Source organism: Roseococcus sp. GW821-FHT12F05, from assembly GCF_058806835.1.
Map to the genome: position 1 here is coordinate 162,368 of NZ_JBXAQB010000007.1, position 17,396 is coordinate 179,763.

15 protein-coding genes are annotated in these 17,396 nt (G+C 71.6%); 13 read left to right on the forward strand and 2 right to left on the reverse strand.

Annotated elements, in window-relative coordinates; genetic code table 11:
- Nucleotides 1-4: 4 nt before the first annotated feature.
- A complete protein-coding gene (locus AC1ROY_RS18695; protein WP_493150370.1) occupies nucleotides 5-1,477 on the reverse strand; it encodes a leucyl aminopeptidase in 1,473 nt (490 codons plus the stop codon).
- Nucleotides 1,478-1,567: 90 nt separating this feature from the next.
- Between AC1ROY_RS18695 and AC1ROY_RS18700 the strand changes: the two genes are divergently transcribed.
- On the forward strand, nucleotides 1,568-2,341 hold the full coding sequence (locus AC1ROY_RS18700; protein WP_493150371.1) for a 3'(2'),5'-bisphosphate nucleotidase CysQ family protein: 774 nt from the start codon (nucleotides 1,568-1,570) through the stop codon (nucleotides 2,339-2,341).
- A 52-nt stretch (nucleotides 2,342-2,393) separates the two neighbouring features.
- The gene (locus AC1ROY_RS18705) at nucleotides 2,394-3,350 is read left to right on the forward strand and encodes an L-threonylcarbamoyladenylate synthase (protein ID WP_493150372.1); all 957 of its coding nucleotides are present in this window, start codon (nucleotides 2,394-2,396) and stop codon (nucleotides 3,348-3,350) included.
- Nucleotides 3,351-3,402: 52 nt separating this feature from the next.
- Here the strand turns inward: AC1ROY_RS18705 and AC1ROY_RS18710 are convergent, their stop codons facing one another.
- Entirely contained in the window at nucleotides 3,403-3,708 is a 306-nt protein-coding gene (locus tag AC1ROY_RS18710; protein ID WP_493150373.1) for a hypothetical protein, read from the reverse strand.
- 148 nt (nucleotides 3,709-3,856) lie between these two features.
- Between AC1ROY_RS18710 and AC1ROY_RS18715 the strand changes: the two genes are divergently transcribed.
- The 11 genes from AC1ROY_RS18715 to AC1ROY_RS18765 all read left to right on the forward strand — a co-directional run bounded on the left by AC1ROY_RS18715 (nucleotide 3,857) and on the right by AC1ROY_RS18765 (nucleotide 17,392).
- Nucleotides 3,857-5,284, forward strand: a complete 1,428-nt coding sequence (locus AC1ROY_RS18715) for an FAD-binding oxidoreductase (protein ID WP_493150374.1) — start codon at nucleotides 3,857-3,859, stop codon at nucleotides 5,282-5,284.
- 31 nt (nucleotides 5,285-5,315) lie between these two features.
- Complete coding sequence (lptF, locus tag AC1ROY_RS18720; RefSeq protein ID WP_493150375.1) at nucleotides 5,316-6,446, forward strand: LPS export ABC transporter permease LptF; 1,131 nt, start codon at nucleotides 5,316-5,318, stop codon at nucleotides 6,444-6,446.
- Complete coding sequence (lptG, locus tag AC1ROY_RS18725; RefSeq protein ID WP_493150376.1) at nucleotides 6,443-7,567, forward strand: LPS export ABC transporter permease LptG; 1,125 nt, start codon at nucleotides 6,443-6,445, stop codon at nucleotides 7,565-7,567. Before lptF ends, lptG begins: the two co-directional genes overlap by 4 nt.
- Nucleotides 7,568-7,646: 79 nt before the next feature.
- Nucleotides 7,647-10,046: an LPS-assembly protein LptD gene (locus AC1ROY_RS18730; RefSeq protein ID WP_493150377.1), complete on the forward strand. Its 2,400-nt coding sequence runs from the start codon at nucleotides 7,647-7,649 to the stop codon at nucleotides 10,044-10,046.
- Between the two features lie 83 nt (nucleotides 10,047-10,129).
- A complete protein-coding gene (locus tag AC1ROY_RS18735) occupies nucleotides 10,130-11,470 on the forward strand; it encodes a peptidylprolyl isomerase (RefSeq protein ID WP_493150378.1) in 1,341 nt (446 codons plus the stop codon).
- Nucleotides 11,463-12,320, forward strand: a complete 858-nt coding sequence (gene rsmA, locus AC1ROY_RS18740; protein WP_493150379.1) for a 16S rRNA (adenine(1518)-N(6)/adenine(1519)-N(6))-dimethyltransferase RsmA — start codon at nucleotides 11,463-11,465, stop codon at nucleotides 12,318-12,320. The genes AC1ROY_RS18735 and rsmA overlap by 8 nt, the downstream gene beginning before the upstream one ends.
- 13 nt (nucleotides 12,321-12,333) lie before the next feature.
- Nucleotides 12,334-13,215 carry an MBL fold metallo-hydrolase gene (locus AC1ROY_RS18745; protein ID WP_493150380.1) on the forward strand — a complete coding sequence of 294 codons (882 nt, stop codon included), beginning with the start codon at nucleotides 12,334-12,336 and terminating at the stop codon, nucleotides 13,213-13,215.
- A gap of 237 nt (nucleotides 13,216-13,452) precedes the next feature.
- Nucleotides 13,453-13,746 (forward strand): hypothetical protein, encoded by a 294-nt coding sequence (locus AC1ROY_RS18750; RefSeq protein ID WP_493150381.1) that lies wholly within the window; start codon nucleotides 13,453-13,455, stop codon nucleotides 13,744-13,746.
- A gap of 1 nt (nucleotide 13,747) precedes the next feature.
- Nucleotides 13,748-13,969 (forward strand): hypothetical protein, encoded by a 222-nt coding sequence (locus tag AC1ROY_RS18755; protein WP_493150382.1) that lies wholly within the window; start codon nucleotides 13,748-13,750, stop codon nucleotides 13,967-13,969.
- Between the two features lie 70 nt (nucleotides 13,970-14,039).
- Nucleotides 14,040-15,011 carry an RluA family pseudouridine synthase gene (locus AC1ROY_RS18760; RefSeq protein ID WP_493150383.1) on the forward strand — a complete coding sequence of 324 codons (972 nt, stop codon included), beginning with the start codon at nucleotides 14,040-14,042 and terminating at the stop codon, nucleotides 15,009-15,011.
- Nucleotides 15,008-17,392 carry an AsmA family protein gene (locus AC1ROY_RS18765; protein WP_493150384.1) on the forward strand — a complete coding sequence of 795 codons (2,385 nt, stop codon included), beginning with the start codon at nucleotides 15,008-15,010 and terminating at the stop codon, nucleotides 17,390-17,392. The genes AC1ROY_RS18760 and AC1ROY_RS18765 overlap by 4 nt, the downstream gene beginning before the upstream one ends.
- The last annotated feature ends 4 nt before the right edge of the window (nucleotides 17,393-17,396 follow it).

Below are 17,396 nucleotides of genomic sequence, written 5' to 3' on the forward strand. Positions count from 1 at the left end.
GGGGTCAGCCCTCGTAGTGATCCGCGACCAGGCGATCCAGCATCCGCACGCCGTAGGCCGTGGCGCCCTTGGGGATGGTCGGCGCGTCCTTGCTGCTCCAGGCGGTGCCGGCGATGTCGAGATGCGCCCAGGGCCGGCCCTGCACGAAGCGCTGGATGAACTGCGCCGCCGTGATCGAGCCGCCGGCCCGCCCGCCGCCGACATTCTTCATGTCGGCGATGTCCGACTTGATCTGCTTGTCGTAGGCCTCGCCCAGCGGCATGCGCCAGGCGGCCTCGCCCGTCGCGGTGCCGGCCGCGAGGATGCGCTGCGCCAGCTCCTCGTCGTTCGAGAAGAGGCCCGCATGCTCGTGGCCGAGCGCCACGATGATGGCGCCGGTCAGCGTGGCCAGGTCCACCATGAACTTCGGATCGTACTTCTCGATCGCGTAGTGGATCACGTCGGCCAGCACGAGGCGGCCTTCCGCGTCGGTGTTGATCACCTCGATGGTCTGGCCCGAGGCGGAGGTCACCACGTCGCCGGGGCGCTGGGCGTTGTCGCCGGGCATGTTCTCGACGAGGCCGATGAGTCCCACCGCGTCCACCTTCGCCTTGCGGCCGGCCAGGGCGGCCATGAGGCCCGTCACGGTGCCGGCGCCGGCCATGTCCCACTTCATGTCCTCCATGCCGCCGGCCGGCTTGATGGAGATGCCGCCGGTGTCGAAGGTCACGCCCTTGCCGATGAAGCAGACCGGCTTCTCCGCCTTCTTCTTCCCGCCGGTGAGGCCGTTCCAGCGCATCACCACCATGCGCGCCTCGTTGATGCTGCCCTGCGCGACGCCGAGCAGCGCGCCGAAGCCGAGCTTCCTCATCTCCTTGGGGCCGAGCACGTCGACATCGAGGCCGAGCTTCGTCAGCTCCTTGCAGCGGTCGGCGAACTCGGCGGGGAACAGCACGTTCGGCGGCTCGGAGACGAGGTCGCGGGTGATGAAGATGCCCTGCGCCACGGCCTTCATCGGCGCATAGGCCGCCTTGGCCTCGCCATGGCCGGCCGTCGCGATGGTGATCTTCTCCAGCTTCGGCTTGTCCTCGGGCTTCTCCGTCGTGCGGTAGCGGTCGAAGCGGTAGGCGCGCAGCGCGGCGCCCATGCCGAGGGAGGCCGCCTGCGTCGCGGTCAGCCCGTCGGCCGCGACGGTGCAATGCGCCTCGCCCGAGACCTGGGGCCACAGGCCGCCGCCCAGCTTCTCCGCATCGATGCCGGCGGCGGGGCCCATGCCCATCACCAGCAGCTTGGTCACGGTGACGACGGGCGCCCAGAGCGTGACCGTCTGGCCCTTCTTGCCCTTGAAGCCCGCGGCATCCAGCGCGCGGGTCAGGCCCCCCTCCATCTCGGTGTCCAGCTGCGCGGCGAGGCCGGCCGGGGCGGCGCCTTCGGGGATCAGCAGGACGAGCGCGCCGGCCTTCGGGAGGGCCGGCTTGGCGAAGGCGATGTCGAGCATGGGGCGGTTCCACGACTTTCCAGTGTCGTAACCGACAATAGGGTCGCCCTCGCCTTGCGTCATCCCATGCCGCGGCGATAGACCCGGGAGATGGATCTGACCGCCCTGCTCGAGCTCGCCGCGGGACTCGCCCGCGATGCGGGCGGGGCCATCGAGGCCGTGCGCCGCGCCGGCTTCGTCATCGAGCGCAAGGGCGACGCCAGCCCCGTGACCGCGGCCGACCGCCTGGCCGAGGGCGTCATCACCGAGGGGCTGCGTCAGGCCCGGCCGGGCTGGCTGGTGGTCGGCGAGGAGGCCTGCGCCGAATCGGGCATGCCCGCGCCGGAGGAGACCTTCTGGCTGGTGGATCCGCTGGACGGGACCCGCGAGTTCGCCGACGGCCGGGACGAGTACGTGACCTGCATTGCGCTGATCGCCGCGCGGCGACCGTTGCTGGGCGTGGTCGGCGTGCCCTCGAAGGGCGATATCTATGCCGGGATCGTCGGGCAGGGGGCCTGGGTAGAGCGCGGCGGCGAGCGCCGTCCCATCGCCGCCCGGTCCCCGCCGGCGGAAGGCCTGCACCTGCTCGACAGCCGCTCGCACCGCGACGACGCGGCGACCGCGGCCTTCTGCCGGGATCTGCATATCGCGCGGACGACGCGGATGGGCTCGGCGCTGAAATTCGCCTGGATGGCGGAGGGCCGGGCGGATGTGATGCCGCGGCTCAGCTCCGGCATCATGGAATGGGACACGGCGGCGGGGCAGGCCCTGCTGGAAGCGGCGGGTGGTCGGGTGGTGGATGCCGCCGGCGAGCCGCTGGCCTATGGCAAGCCGGGCTACCGGAACCCGGGCTTCGTCGCCTGGGGCGCGATGCCGCGGGTATGAAGCGCCGCCGGTTCACGCTTCCGCGCTTTGCCCTTTGGCGATCGGAGGCGATGTGACGGTGCTCCTCGACGACCCGCTGGACGCCGCGGCGCTGATCCGCGCCGGGGAACTCGTCGCCTTCGCGACCGAGACGGTCTACGGCCTCGGCGCCGACGCGCGGAACGGCCGGGCGGTGGCCGGCATCTTCGAGGCCAAGGGCCGGCCGCACTTCAACCCGCTGATCTGCCACTTCCCCGACGCGGAAGCCGCCTGGGCCGAGGTCCGTCCGGACGATCGCGCCCGCGCCCTCGCCGAGGCCTTCTGGCCCGGTCCCCTCACCCTTGTCCTGCCGCGCCGGGCGGATTGCCGGGTCGACCTGCTGGCCGGGGCCGGGCTCGACACGCTGGCCGTGCGGGTGCCGGCTCATGAGGGCGCGCTGGCGATGCTGCGCGCGGCGGGAACGCCGGTGGCCGGGCCTTCGGCCAACCGATCCGGCCGGGTAAGCCCGACCACGTCGGCGCATGTGATGGAGGAACTCTCCGGCCGGATCGCCGCCGTGCTGGAGGGAGGCGACTGCGAGGTCGGCGTGGAATCCACCGTGCTGGACCTGGCGGCCGGCGGGGCGGCGCTGCTGCGCCCTGGCGGGGTGCCCGTCGAGGCCATCGAGGCGGTGATCGGGCCCGTGGGCCGGGCCATCCCGCTCAGCGCGGCGGCCGGGCGCTCGCTGCGCAGCCCGGGGATGATGCTGTCGCATTACGCGCCCGTGCTGCCGGTGCGGCTGGACGCCACCGAGGTCAGGCCGAACGAGGCGCTGCTGGCCTTCGGCCCGCCTTTGGCTGGGGCGGGAACGGTCTATCAGCTCTCCGCGACGGGGGATCTCCGCGAGGCGGCCTCGCGGCTCTTCTCGGGGCTGCGGGCGCTGGACGTCTCGGGGATGAGTGGCATCGCCGCCATGCCGATCCCATCCGAGGGGCTGGGTGCGGCCATCCGGGACCGCCTGGCCCGCGCCGCCGCGCCCCGCGACGCCTGACAGGATATCACCAAAAAGGTGAAGCGCTCGCCCGGCCGGATCCGGGCGTCAACTATCGCGTGACGGCGCGGTAGTGCTCCTGCGGGTCGTTGGCGCAGTCGCGCTTGAGCGGACGCAGGCGTTCCGCGTTGTAGGCGTGGCCTATCCGGGTCTGCAGCGCGATGGCTTCGTCGATCGACTGGTTAAAGCCCTCGCAGCCTTCCAGGCGGTTGATCACGCGGGGATCGTTGGACGACTGGTAGTAGCTGTTGCCCTGGGCCGGGCCGCGGGGCTTCTGCCACCAGTTCACCACCGCGAAGCCGCCCGCCGCGAAGACGACGAAGACGACGAGAATGCCGATGAGGCGTCCGGGGGCCATGACGATTTGTTTCAATCCGAGGATGCGTCTGACTTTTTTAGCAACTCCGGGGCCGCCTGCAATCCCGAAAACCATGCCATCGCGGATTGTCACGCACCGTCACCACGGGGAGGATGGAGTGATCCCCGCGCCCGGCTATAACCCCCCGATGCCCGACGACCTCCGCCCCCCCGGATTGCTCGACGCCTTCCGCGCCATCCTCGGCCCCAACGGAATGCTGACCGCCGATTCCGACCTGGAGCCCTATCTCGCCGACTGGCGCGGCCTCTACCGCGGCCAGGCCATGGCCCTGCTGCGCCCGGCCAGCACCGAGGAGGTCTCGGCCTGCGTGCGGCTCTGCGCGGAGCACGGCATTGCCATCGTGCCCCAGGGCGGCAACACCTCCATGGTCGGAGGCGCCACGCCGGAGGCGCGCCCCGGCCAGGTGATCCTCAGCCTCGCCCGCATGAACCGCGTGCGCGACGTCGACACGGCCGACATGACCATGACGGTGGAGGCCGGCCTCGTGCTGGCCAAGGCGCAGCAGGTGGCGGCCGAGCACGGCACGCTCTTCCCGCTCAGCCTGGGCGCCGAGGGATCCGCGATGATCGGCGGGTTGCTCTCCACCAATGCCGGCGGCAACACCACGGTGCGCTACGGCAATGCGCGCGAGCTGATGCTGGGTCTCGAGGTCGTGCTGCCCGACGGCGGCGTGATCAACGGGCTCCGCCGCCTGCGCAAGGACAATACGGGCTACGCGCTGCGCCATCTCTTCGTGGGGGCGGAGGGCACGCTCGGCATCATCACGGCGGCCGTGCTGCGGCTCTTCCCGGCCGCGAAGGAGACGGCGACGGCCCTTTGCGCCGTGCCCTCCGAGGACGCCGCGCTGGCGCTGTTCCGCCGCTTCCGCGCCGCCGACGAGGGCGCCGTGCGCGCCTTCGAGTACATGTCGGGCATCGGCATGGGGTTGGTGATGGACAACATCGAGGGCGCGACCCTGCCCGTCGCCGCCGGCTTCGGGCATTTCGTGCTGGTGGACCTCTCCGCCTCCCGCGAGGGCGCCGGGTTGCGCGCGCTGATGGAGCAGGTGCTTGAGGCAGCCCTGGAGGCGGGCGAGGTGCTGGATGCCGCGCTGGCGGAATCCGAGGCCCAGCGCGCCGCCATCTGGCGCCTGCGCGAGGAGCATCCCGAGGCCCAGAAGCGCGCAGGCGCCAGCGTGAAGAACGACGTCTCCGTGCCGGTCTCCTCGGTCCCCGAACTGATCCGCCGTGCCTCGGCCGACCTGGTCACGCTCATCCCGGGCAGCCGTCCCGTGCCCTTCGGTCATATGGGCGACGGCAACATCCACATGAACCTGGAGCAGCCGCCGGAGATGGCGGCCGCCGATTTCCTCGCCCGCGCGCACGACATCATGGACTGCGTGAACGCCATCGTGCGCGACCTCGGCGGCAGCTTCAGCGCCGAGCACGGGGTGGGCCGCCTCAAGACCGACATGATGGAGGCCTGGCGCGGCGGCGCCGAGCTCGCGGCCATGCAGGCCATCAAGGCCGCACTGGACCCGAAGGGGATTATGAACCCCGGCAAGGTGCTGCCCTGATGACCGGCAGCGTGATCGACCCCGGGGCCGCATGAAGCGGATCGACGTCTACATCATGCGGCAGCTCGGGCTGTCGCTGATCGCCGTCACGGTCGGGCTGGCCGCGCTGGTCTGGCTCACCCAGTCGCTGCGCTTCATCGAGCTGGTGCTGGACCGCGGCCTCTCCATCTGGGTCTTCCTCGAGCTGACCGGCCTGCTGCTGCCGAGCTTCTTCGGGGTCATCCTGCCGATCACCGCCTTCGTGGTGACGCTCTTCACCTATGTGCGGCTGGCCTCGGACCGCGAGCTGGTGGTGATGCGCGCGGCGGGCCTCTCCAACTGGCAGCTCTCGAAGCCCGCCCTGGGCATCGCGGGCCTCGCCATGGCGGTCTGCTTCCTCCTCAACATCTGGATCACCCCGGCCTCGCACGAGGCCTTCCGCGAGTGGCAGTTCGAGATCCGCAACCAGATGGCCGGCCTGCTGCTGCAGGAAGGCGTGTTCAGCGCCGTGGGCGACGATCTCACCGTCTATGCGCGCGACCGCGACTCCCAGGGCACGCTGCGGGGCATCCTGGTGCATGACACGCGCGAGCGTGGCGCGCCGGTCACCATCCTGGCCGAGACGGGCCGCATCACCACCACGCCGCAGGGCCCGCGCGTGACGCTGTTCAACGGCCAGCGCCAGCAGGTGGAGCGTGTGACGCAGCCCGACGGCACCAGCACGTTGCGCCTCTCGGTGCTCTCCTTCCAGGAGAACAGCCTGGACCTCGCCCGCGCCAACCGCGCCGAGGGCCAGCGCTTCCGCAACGCGCAGGAGCGCAGCCTCGGCGAGCTCTTCCATCCGGAGGAGGGCGTCTCGATCCGCGACCGCGGCCGCTTCCTGGCCGAGGCGCATCAACGGCTGAGCGGCCCCTTCACCGCGGTCAGCTTCTCGCTGCTCGCCCTCGCGGTGGCGCTGACCGGCCAGTTCCGGCGCTTCGGCGGCGGCTTCAACCTCTTCGCGGGCTGCATCATGATGGTGGGCCTGCTGGCGCTCGGCCTCGGCATCGGCAATCTGGCGGCGCGGTCGTCGGTCCTGTTGCCGCTGATCTGGGTGCATGCCCTGCTGCCGGGGCTCGTCTCGGCCTGGGTGATCTCGGGCATGCCGGGCGTGCCCACCCAGATCCGCGGCTACGCCCGATGATCATGGCGCGCACCCTCACCCTCTATATCGGCCGGCGCTTCCTGACGGCGACGGCTGCCATGCTGCTGGCGCTGACCCTGCTGGTCTCGATGTTCGACTTCATCGAGTTGCTGCGCCGCGCCGCCACGCGGCCGGACGCGACCTTCGGCCTTGTCGCCTCCATCGCCGGGCTGCGCATGCCCTTCGTGGGTATGCAGATCCTGCCTTTCGCCATCCTGCTAGGCGGCATCATCGCCTTCTGGCGGCTCACCCGCTCCTCGGAGCTGATCGTGGCGCGGGCCGCGGGCATCTCGGCCTGGGGCTTCCTGTCCGGCCCGGTGGTCGTGGCCATGCTCTTCGGCACGACCGCCATCATGGCCGTCTCGCCCGTCTCCTCCGCCATGCTGGCGCGGGCGGAGCGGCTGGACGCCTCCTTCCTGCGCGCCGGCGGCGGCGTGACGGCGCTGGCCGGCGGCCGGCTCTGGCTGCGCCAGGCGGATCGCGGGCTGGACACGAACGGCGTCGCCATCCTGTCCGGCCGGCCGGCGCGGTTGCTCGGCACCGACCGGGCCGCCGAGTTCGTCCTGGCCGACGTGACCGTCTGGCGGCTCTCCGCCGGGGACCAGAGCCTCGGCCGGATCGAGGCGCCGCATGCGCGGCTGGCGCCCGGCCGCTGGATCCTCGACGACGCTGTGCTCTTCGGCCCCGACCGCCTGCCCCGGCCGGCGGCCACCATCGACCTGCCGACCGACCTCACGCCGGACCGCATCGAGAACAGCTTCGCCTCGCCCGACACGCTCTCCCTCTGGGCGCTCCCCGGCTTCATCGCGGTGCTGGAGCATGCGGGCTTCTCGGCGCTGCGGCACCGGCTGCAGTTCCAGTCCATGCTGAGCACGCCGGCATTGGCCATGACCATGGCGCTGCTGGCGGCGGGCTTCTCCATGCGCAACACGCGGCGCGGCGGCGTGGCGCAGAGCATTGCGGCGGGCGTTGCGGCCGGCTTCGGCCTCTTCGTGCTGGATCGCATCACCGGCGAGTTCGGCGAGGCGGGGACGCTGCCCGTCTGGCTGGCAGCCTGGGTGCCGACGGCGGCGGGGCTGCTCCTGGCCCTGGCTTTGTTGCTCCATCTGGAGGATGGGTAAGGGCATGCTGCGTCCGCCCCCCGCCCGACGGCCGAGCCTCCCCCGTTTCGCGCGCCGGAGACTCCGGCGCCGCCAGGCGATGCAACTCGGGCTCCGGCCCACCCGCCGGGCCTGGAGGGATGCGGGCTTCGTGGCCGCCCTGCTGCTGGCCCTTGCCGCGCCGGTAGGCTCCGAGGCACAGCAGGGCTCGTCCTCCCTCCTGGTCGACCCCCAGCAGATGGGCGACACGCTGCGGAGCCTGGCGCCCCCGCCGCCCAGCCCGGCCGAGGCCGCGGCGGCGCCCGCCACGCCCGCCCCTGCCGCAACAGGAACCCCTGGGGCTTCCCGCAACGACGACGGCCCCGTCACCTTCACCGCGGACGAGGTGGAGTATGACCGGGACCGCGAGCGCGTGGTCGCCCGCGGCCATGTCGAGGCCTGGCAGAACGGCCGCTTCCTGCGTGCCGACAGCTTCACCTACGACCGCAACACGCGAATCGCCGTGGTGCAGGGCAATGTCCAGATCATCGAGGCCGACGGCCAGATCTTCTACGCCGACGAGGCCGAGCTCGGCGAAGGCTTCCGCGACGGCGTGCTGACCGAGGTCCGCGCCCGCCTCGCGCAGAACGCGCGCATGGCCGGCACCGGGCTGCGCCGCACCGACGGCACGATCAACGACATCGCCCGCGTGGTCTATTCCTCCTGCAACCTCTGCGCCGAGGACCCGACTCGCGCGCCGCTCTGGACGATGAGCGCCCGCCTCGCGACGCAGGACCGCAACACGCAGCGCATCTCCTACCGCGACGCCACGATCCGCATCGGCGGCGTGCCGGTGCTCTACACGCCCTTCTTCTCGCATCCGGATCCGCAGACGCCGCGCGCCTCGGGCTTCCTCTTCCCGACGATGGGCTACACGCGCTTCCTCGGCGCCTTCGCGCAGACGCCGTATTTCTGGGCGATCGACGACCAGTCGGACCTGCTGATCACCCCGACCATCGCGCAGAAGGTGCTGCCCAATCTCGGCATGGAATATCGCCGCCGCTTCAACAACGGCGAGCTGCAGGTCCAGGGCTCGATCGGCTATTTCGACAACGAGGCCGCGCTCCGCCTCGGCGCGGGGGCCAACGAGCAGATCGCGGAGCGGCTGTCCGGCCATATTTTCTCGCGCGGGCGGTTCAATATCGACGAGAACTGGCGGGTCGGCTTCGACCTGAACCGGGCCTCCAGCGACTCCTACCTGCGTACCTTCCGCTTCGAGTACCGCCGCGTCCTCACCAGCCAGGTCTTCGCGGAGGGCTTCTGGGGCACCGAGGCCTATGCGCGCATCGACAGCCGCGCCTACCAGGGCCTGCGCAGCACGGACGACACGACCCGCATCCCCTACGTCGCGCCGAATGCCTTCTTCGAATACGCGCCGCGCAAGCAGATCGCCGGAGGCTGGCTCACCACCGATGTGGGCCTGCTGGGCCTGACCCGCGAGGTCGGCACCTACAGCCAGCGCCTCTCCACCCGCGCGACCTGGGAGCGGCCCTTCTATGACGGCTTCGGCAGCGTCTGGACCCTGCGCGGCCAGGCCGACGCGCTGGGCTACTACGCCGGCGGGCAGGACATCTCGCCCACCAACCTGCCGGCCGCCAACGGCACGCATGCGAACGCCAACTTCCGCGCGGCGATGGACTGGCGCATGCCCTTCATGCGCACCGCCGGCGAGTGGGGCACGCAGACGATCGAGCCGCGGGTCCAGCTCGTCACCGGCCCGAACATGGGCCACCAGCTGCGCTTCCCGAACGAGGACAGCCTGGACTTCGAGTTCACCGACGCGAACCTGTTCCAGCTCAACCGCTTCACCGGCCGCGACCGGCTGGAGGGCGGCACGCGGGTGGACGGCGCGCTGCGCACCACCTGGAACTTCGTGAACGGCGGTAGGGTGGAGGGCCTCGTCGGCCGCTCCTACCGCATCGCCGGCACCAACAATCTGCCGGCCGGCCAGGGGCTGGACGAGCGCGCCTCGGACTGGGTGGGCCGGGCGACCTTCTCGCCGGTCTCCTGGGTCGAGATCCTGGGCCGCGCCCGGCTGGACGGCGAATCCGGCCAGCACCGCGCGAGCGAGGCGGTCGCCAGCGTCCAGCTCGGCCGGGTCGGCCCCCTCGACAACGCCTATCTGAGCGCGGGCTACATGTACCAGCGCCCGCAGCCGCTGCTCTTCACCAACGACCAGGGCCGCAACGAGGTCTCCGTCGGCGGCGGCGCGGAGTACCGCACCCCCGGCGGCGGCATCTACCGGGCCAATGTCTCGGTCCGCTACGACCTGAAGCTGGAGCGGCCGGTGCTTGTCCAGGGCCTGGTCGGCTACGAGGACGAGTGCTTCATCCTGGAGGGGCGCCTGATGCGGCGTTACGCCCAGGACATCAACACGCATCAGGACTTCGTCGGCAACACCGTCTTCCTGGTCCGGCTGGGCTTCAAGACGGTCGGCGACTACTTCTTCCGCGCCATCTGAGGGGCGGGAGCGGCTTTGCACATGCAGATTGACCCCACCTGCCGGTTGCCCCCCGGGGAATCTGCATTATGAGACATCCGATCATGCCCCGTTCCCTTTCCTCATGCCGCTCCGCGGCGGGCCTCGCCGCCCTGCTGGCCCCGCTCCTGTGCCTCGGGGCCCTCCCCGTGGCGGCGCAGCGCGTCCCCGCGGCCTCGCCGCCGGCTGCGGCTCCTGCTGCGCCGGGCACGAGCAACCGCATCCTGGCGGTGGTCAACGGCGACGTGGTGACCCAGGCCGAGGTGAACTCCCGCGCGCGGCTCTTCGCCATGAACACGGGCGTCGCGATCTCGCCCGAGGTCGTGGACCGGCTCCGGCCCCAGGTGCTGCGCCTCGCCATCGACGAGAGGCTGCGCATCCAGGAGGTGCAGCGGCGCCGCATCGCGGTGAGCGACAACGACATCGCCGAGGCGATCGGCGACATCGAGCGGCGCAACAACCTGCCCCAGGGCGCGCTGCGGGCACAGCTGCGCGGGGCGAACATCCAGCCGCGCGTGCTGTTCGACCAGGTCCGCGCCCAGATCGGCTGGGGCCGGCTGCTGCGCCAGATGCTGGGCCCGCTGGCCGAGATCAGCGAGCAGGACATCCAGGGCGCCATCGCCAACCACCGCGCGCGCCAGGGCCAGACGGAATACCTGGTCGGCGAGATCTTCATCCCGGTGGACGACCCCGCGACCGAGGGCGAGGTCAACCGCTTCGTGGACGAGGTGGTGGGCCAGCTCCGCCGCGGCTCGCCCTTTCCGGTGGTGGCGACGCAGTTCAGCCAGTCGCAGACGGCGGTGCAGGGCGGCGACCTCGGCTGGGTGACCGCGACGCAGCTGGACCCCGAGGTGGCCTCGATCGTCGACCGCATGCCGCCGGGCGCGATCAGCAACGCGATCCGCGTCGCCGGCGGCTTCCAGATCGTCACGCTGCGCGGCAAGCGCGAGGGCGGGCGGATCCAGAACTCCACCATGCTCTCGATCCGCCAGCTCTTCCTGCCCTTCGCCAGCCGGCTCGACCCACAGGCGCCGACGGACGCGCACCGCGCCATCCTGGAGCGGGCGCAGCGGCTTTCGACGACGCTGCGCGGCTGCGAGCAGATGGACGCGCAGCCCCGCACCAGCGACCGGCCGGCCGATCCCGGCCCGATCCGGCTCGAGGCGCTGAACCCGCCGCCGCTGCGGCAGATGCTGGCGACGCTGGCGATCGGCCGGCCCAGCCAGCCCGTCATCTCGCCGGACGGCATCCTGATCCTGATGGTCTGCTCGCGCGAGCAGGCGCAGCAGGAGGAGTTCACCGCCGACGCGGCCCGCCAGCAGATCCTGCGTGACCGCGTGGAGGTGCTGGCGCGCCAGCTCCAGCGCGAGCTGCGCCGGCGCGCGGTGATCGAGACGCGTGCCTGACCTGACTCCGCTCGGGGAGGTCGTCGGCCGCTTCGGGCTGGATGCGCGCAAGGCGCTCGGGCAGCATTTTCTCCTGGATGAGACGGTCTGCGCGCGCATCGCGCGGCTGCCGGGAGACCTGACGGGCCGCCAGGTTCTGGAGGTCGGGCCGGGGCCGGGCGGGCTGACCCGGGCGCTGCTGGCGACGCCGCTCGCGCATCTCACCGCCGTCGAGCTGGATGCGCGCGCGCTGGCAGCGCTGGCGGAGGTGGAGGCGGCCTTTCCGGGACGCCTCACGGTGCTGCAGCAGGACGCCATGAAGTTCGACGGCGCGGCGCTGACCGCGCCGCGCCAGGTCGTCGCGAACCTCCCCTACAATGTCGGCACGCCGCTGCTGATCGGCTGGCTGCGTCAGGCCGGGTCCTGGGAGCGGATGACGCTCATGTTCCAGGAGGAGGTGGCGCTGCGCATCGTGGCGCCGCCGCGCTCCGAGCATTACGGCCGCCTCGCGGTGCTGGCGCAGTGGGTGGCGCATTGCGCGATCGGGCTGCGCCTGCCGCCTGGCGCCTTCCGGCCGCCGCCCAAGGTGCATTCGGCGGTGGTGGTGGTGACGCCGCATGCCGGGCAGCCGGAGCCTGCGCTGTTCCGAGCGATGGAGCGCGTGACGGCGGCCGCCTTCGGGCAGCGCCGCAAGATGCTGCGCGGCTCGCTGAAGTCGCTGGGCTCGTCCGATGCATTGCTCGCTGGATGCGGTATCGCCGGCGAGCGCCGGGCGGAGGAACTCTCAGTCGCCGAATTCGACAGCCTCGCGAAAGCTGTCCGTGCTCGTCTGGACGATGGCGGCGCACCGATCCAGGATGCCCCCGAATAGGGAAGGATCATCCATGAAGCGCCTCCAGATCGGCGATGTCGCCATCACCAGCATCATCGAGCGCGACGGCCCCTGGCGCCGTCCCGAGGACTTTTTCCTGGGCTACGACACCGTAGCCAAGGCTGCGGACATCGCCCAGCTCGAACCCGAAGTGTTCGAAAAATCCTCCGGCAAGATGGTCATCACCTACCAGACCTTCGTGGTGCGGACCCCGAAGCACGTCGTCCTGATCGACACCTGCACGGGCGAGGACAAGGGCTACGGCCCGCCCATGGACTTCCCGAAGCAGCCCTGGCTCGACAACCTCGCGGCCGAGGGGCTCACGGTGGAGGACGTGGACTACGTCTTCTGCACGCACCTGCACATCGACCATTGCGGCTGGAACACCAAGCTCGTGAACGGCGAGTGGGTGCCGACCTTCCCGAACGCGAAATACATCTTCCACAAGGGCGAGTACGCCGAATGGGAGAAGCTGGCGAAGGAGGGCGTGGACAAGCCCGGCGGGGCCGGCGGCGTGTGGAAGATGAACTGCGAGCCCATCGTGAAGGCCGGCCAGGCGCTGCTGGTGGACGAGAGCTTCACCCTGGATGACACGATCGGTCTGATCCTGACGCCCGGCCATTCCCCGGGGCATGTCTGCGTGGACATCAAGAGCGGCGGAAAGCGCGCGATCGTCGCCGGCGACATGATGCACCACCAGCTGCAATGCATCGACCCGACGATGTCGACCATCTTCTGCTGGGACCCGAAGCAGGCCGGCGAGAGCCGTAAGACGGTCTTCGAGGAGGTCGCGGGCACCGACACGCTGCTGCTGCCGATCCACTTCCCCACGCCCACGGCCGGGCGGCTGGCCAAGGCCGAGAAGGGCTACAAGTGGAGCTTTCTCCGCAACTGAGCCGGCAGGACCGGTTCCACCAAAGGGTGCGATCGACGGATAATCTTCCCTTCATGGTGGGGCTGAATCTGGGCTCCGGGTGTCGCATCCCGGAGACCCTTCGTGCCCACCACCGGCCCCGTCAGCGCCCGCCTTTTCATCTGGTATCCGCATGAGAAGGAGAACGACCCGGGCGAGTTCCACATCGGCCATGCGAGCCTCTACCTCGGCAATTAGGAGGTGGGGCGCCGCTATGAGATGGCGCTGGACCCGAACTCGCCGCAAGGCGTGATCCCCAGCGCGCTGGAGCAGTCGCTGGGCCTCTGGGACATCCATTTCAAAGACAATTATGTGAGCTGGTGGCCCGCCGAAAACGGCCGCAACGCGCGACCGAAGCTCGGCCTTTACGCGGATGTCAACGCCGAGCGCAGCGAGCCCCCCGTGGTCTACGGACCTCTATGGCCTCGACCTCGTGAAGATGCGTCAGCGCTGGAAGGAGATCCGCGACAAGCGCGACGCGCGCTACGATCTGTAACGCAAGAACTGCGCTGACATGGTGCACCGCGTGCTGATCTCGGGCGGCGCGCTGGGGCGGCTGCCGCTGATGCTGCGCGGCGGGCATTCGGCGAACGTCATCGCGACGCCGAAGAAGGTGGCGCAGCTCGGCAACGCGCTCCGCGACGCGGGCTGGGCGATCAAGACCAAGGCCGGCAACTGCCCCTCGAAGAGCGACGTCGCCCGTCTCGTCGGCCCGTTCATCGGCATGGTCCGCTGAGGGGCGCCCTGCGCGCCGGGCATGGCGACCTGATCGCGCTCCAGGGTTGCTTGGGTGTAGAAGGGCGGCCATGTCCGTCCAGACCCTCACCGTGCCGCCCGCCGAGGCCGACACCCGCCTCGACCGCTGGCTGAAGCGGCGCTACCCGGCACTCACCCAGGGGGCGCTGCAGAAGATGCTGCGCACCGGCCAGATTCGCGTGGACGGCAGGAAGGCCGAGGCCAACACGCGCCTGGCCGCCGGCGCCGAGCTCCGCGTGCCGCCCATGCCCACCCAGCCGGCGCCCAAGGCCGAGCCGAAGAAAATCCCCGACGCCGTCGCGGCCGAGATCCAGTCCCGCGTGCTCTATCGCGACGACAGCGTGATCGTGATCGACAAGCCCCCCGGCCTCGCCGTGCAGGGCGGCCCCGGCATCACCAAGCACCTCGACGGTATGCTGGAGGCGCTGGCCTATGACGGCGAGAAGCCGCGTCTCGTCCACCGGCTGGACCGCGACACCTCCGGCGTCCTGGTCGTCGCCCGCACGGTCTCCGCGGCGGCCTTCCTGGCGAAGGCCTTCCGCGGCCGCGACATGGAGAAGACCTACTGGGCCATCGTCGTCGGCCAGCCCGAGCACGCGGCCGGCCGCATCTCCATGCCGCTCGCGCGCGAGAACGGCCCGCGCGGCGAGCGCACCGTGGCGGCCGCGCCCGGCGAGACCGGCCTGCGCTCCGTCACCGACTACCGCACGCTCGACGTCGCCAAGCGCCGCGCCGCCTTCCTGGAGATGAAGCCGCACACCGGCCGCACCCACCAGCTCCGCGTCCACTGCGCCGAGGGGCTGAAGACGCCCATCCTCGGCGACGGCAAGTATGGCGGCGAGGCCGCGCACCTGGAGGGCCTCTCAGGCGCCCTGCACCTGCATGCACGCTCGCTGCGCCTGCCGCATCCCGAGGGGGGCACGCTCGAGGTCAGCGCCGTCCCACCCCCGCATTTCGAGGCGACGATGGGCTTCTTCGGCTTCGACAACCCTGCCCCCTACAAGCCGAGGCGCGTGAAGTGAAAAAGATCCTGCTCATCGTCGCGGCGATCGTGGTCGCCATCCCGGTCCTGGCGATCGGCGGCTTTCTGCTGTTCTTCGACGCCGACACCTTCCGGCCGCGCCTCGCCCAGGCGGTGCAGAACGCCACCGGCCGGGAGTTCCGCATTGAGGGCCCGCTGCGCCTCAGCCTGGCGCTGACGCCGACCGTGTCCGTCGACGGGCTCGTGCTGGCCAATATCCCCGGCGGCAGCTCGCCGGAGATGCTGCGCGTGGCCCATGCCGAGCTGCGCCTCGGCCTGATCGCGCTGATCGGTGGACGGGTCGAGGTCGCCAGCCTGACGCTGGAGGGCGGCCGCCTGCTGCTGGAGAAGCAGAACTGGCAGTTCGGCCGGGCGCCCGTGCCGGCCCCCGCCATGCCGGCCCCCGCCGCCGCGCCGTCGAGGCCGCTGATCCTCGACATCCGCGGCGCCACGCTGAAGGACTGGATCGTCACCTATGAGGGCGAGGAGATCCGCATCCCGCAGGCCCGCCTGACGGGCACCGGCGCGGATGGGCCGCTCGACCTCACGGCCACCGTCGTCGCGCGCGGGACCGAGGCGCTGGTCGAGGGCCGCGTCGGCGCGCCGGGGCAATTCGCGGCGACCAATCCCTGGCCCTTCCGGCTCTCGGCGGTGCTGCCCGGCGGACGGATATCGGCCGAGGGCCGGAAGACCGGCGGCGACTGGCAGGCCGTGCTCTCCGCCGATATCCCGCGGCTGGACGCGCTCAGCTCCGTCGCCGGGCGCGCCCTGCCGCCGCTGACCGGCATCAACCTGCGCGCCCAGGCGGGGCTGGTGGGCGGCGCGCTGCAGGTCAGCGGGATCGAGGGGCGCATCGGCGGCGGCGAGTTCGCCGGCATCACGCTGACCGGCGCCACCTTCACCCAGGCCTCGCTGCAGGGAACGCCGCAGATCGACGCGAATGGCAGCTATCGCGGCCAGCCCGTCACGCTGCATGCCGAGTTCGTGCCGATGGCGCTGCAGACCGGCGAGCCCAGCCCGGTGACGTTGCGTCTGGGCGCGGCCGGCGCGACGCTGTCCGTCTACGGCTCCTGGCCCGGCGACCTCGTGGTGGAGGCCAATGCGCCGGACCTCGCCGCCCTGGCGCCGCTACTGGAGCAGCCGCTGCCGCCCCTGCGCGACGTCTCGCTGCGGGCCAACGTGACGTCGCTGGGCGACCGCTTCGCCGACGGCGCGCGGATCGGCGGGATCGCCTTCGCCTCCTCGGGCGGCCAGATGGCCGGCGGGGTGGAGCTGCGCTGGACACCGCGCCTTTCGCTGAAGGGGGGCGTGACCTCGGCCCGGATCGACCTTGCAGCCTTCCGCGCTGCGCCGGCCGTGCCCGGTGCTCCGGGGCCGGCCGCGCCCGCGCCGGCTCCCGCGCCCGCGACGCCCGCTTCGGGCCGGCTCATCCCGGACATCGCGATCGACGTCACGCCCTTGCGGCTCTTCGATGCGGACCTGACCTTCGACCAGGTCGAGCTGCGCCAGGGCGATACGGTCCTGCGGCAGGTGAGCGGGCATCTGGTGAACCAGGCCGGCGTCGCGCGGCTCGATCCCTTCGCGGTGACGCTGCCCGGCGGAACGCTCAACCTCCGCATCGCGGCCGATGCGACGGCCAGCCCGCCGGCGCTCCAGGTCGCGGGCGGCGGGCAGGGGCTCGATCCCACGGCGCTGCTGGGCGCTCTCGGGGTCACGAGCCCGCTGGCCGGCCGCACCGACCTCGACATGGACCTGCGCGGGCAGGGCACCACGACGCGCGCCCTGGCCGGGACGGCGACGGGCCATCTCGGCCTCGCCGTGACGGACGGGAGGCTCTCCGGCCGCCCGGCGGCGGTGCTGGCGCAGATTCCGGGCGTGGGCGGCGACATGGCGCTCACCTGCCTCGCGCTCCGCGCCGACGCGGATCGCGGCATCGCCACCATGCAACCGCTCTACCTGGAGGGCACGCCCGGCCGCATCGGCGGCGAGGGCACCCTGAACCTGCGCGACGAGACGCTCTCGATGCGCTTCACGACCGACCTGCGCGTCGGCGGTGTGCGGCTGCGCGCACCCGTGCCGCTGACCGGGACGCTGGCCGCGCCGCGGCTGGAGATGGCGGGCGTGGCGCAGGGCGCGCTGTCCGGCGAGCTCGGCGACCGGCTGGAGCGCGCGATCCCGGGCATCGGCGGACTCCTGCCGCAGCAGAGCGGCGGCCCGGCGCTGCCTGATTGCGCCACGGCGCTGCGCGCCGCGCGCGGCGGAAGGGCGGGACCGGCTCCGGCAGCGGCTGCCCAGCCGCAGCAGCAGCCGGCCCAGCCGCCTGCCGCCGAGCATCGGCAGCCCGCGTTGAACAACCTGTTGCGCGGAATCTTCGGACGCTAGTTTA